The organism is Streptomyces calidiresistens, from assembly GCF_014141525.1.
Taxonomy (GTDB): Bacteria; Actinomycetota; Actinomycetes; order Streptomycetales; family Streptomycetaceae; genus Streptomyces; species Streptomyces calidiresistens.
In genome coordinates, this window is sequence record NZ_VKHS01001240.1 from 1 (window position 1) to 1,065 (window position 1,065).

Sequence of the window (1,065 nt, forward strand, 5' to 3'; positions counted from 1 at the left end):
CACACTCCAGCGTCAGCTTCGTCGGCAGCGTCAAATGTGTATAAGACACAGCCCCCCTTCCCGTCCCGGCCCGTCCATCCGCCGGACGGGCCCCGCCGGCGCCCACCGGTCGCGCCGCCCCGCCGAGAGGAGAGAGACCCGTGCCCCGTCCCACCGACTGGAGCGTGCTCGGCCTCTCGAACGACCCCACCCCCGGCGACGCCTCCCGCCTGGAGAGGGTCATCGCCTCCCAGAAGGAACTGGTCGACCTGGCGGGGGTGGTGGACGAGGGTTTGAAGAACGTCCGCAACACCACCGACGGCTCCTTCGTCGGCAAGACCGCCGACGCGCTCCGCGACGTGATCGACAACAAGCTGCGGAAGTTCGTGGAGACCTTCGCCGAGGCCCACCGGAACGCCGGGGACGCTCTCACCACCTATCACGGGGTGATGGTCGAGGAGCAGCGCAAGGCCGACGCCGCGCTGGAGGCCGCCCGCGGACTGGGGGACGACGACGAGGCGGAGGCCGAGCGGAGCAGGCTCCGCGGGGAGGCCGAGGAGGCCGGGGCCCGACAGCGCGAGGCCGGTAACGAGGCCGCCCGGGTGCTGCGCTCGGCCGCGTCGAGCATCTCCTCGCCGGTGGACGCCTGCGAGGAGATCTGGAAGGCCCTCCAGTGGCTGGCCATCATCCTGATCATCCCCGCCATCCTCGTCGGCGGCCCGCTCGCCCTGTTCACCATCGCGCTGAACACCGCCATCCTCATCAAGACCGCGATCGACTTCTCGCAGGGCAGGGCGGGGGTCGCCGAGCTGGTCTTCGCGATCCTGGGCATCATCGCGCCCAGTACCCGGGCCCTGAACATCGGCAAGGTGTGGACGGCGCTGGGGAACGGTTTCCGGAGCACCCGGGACTTCTTCAAACTGGGCCCGAACGTCTTCTCCGCGATGCGGCTGACCAGTGCCTTCGGCGGCGGCACCCGGATCACCACCCTGTGGGTGCGCAACTCCTCGGGGATGATCACCCCGATGCGGATCAACGCGCCCGTGCTGGGCGGCATCCAGGCGAGCGTGCTGCGCGGGGTGGGGT

At 70.4% G+C, this 1,065-nt stretch carries 1 pseudogene; it reads left to right on the forward strand.

What is annotated here, in order from left to right:
* Positions 1–140 precede the first annotated feature (140 nt).
* Positions 141–1,065: pseudogene (locus FOE67_RS26635) on the forward strand (hypothetical protein); the annotation flags it as partial.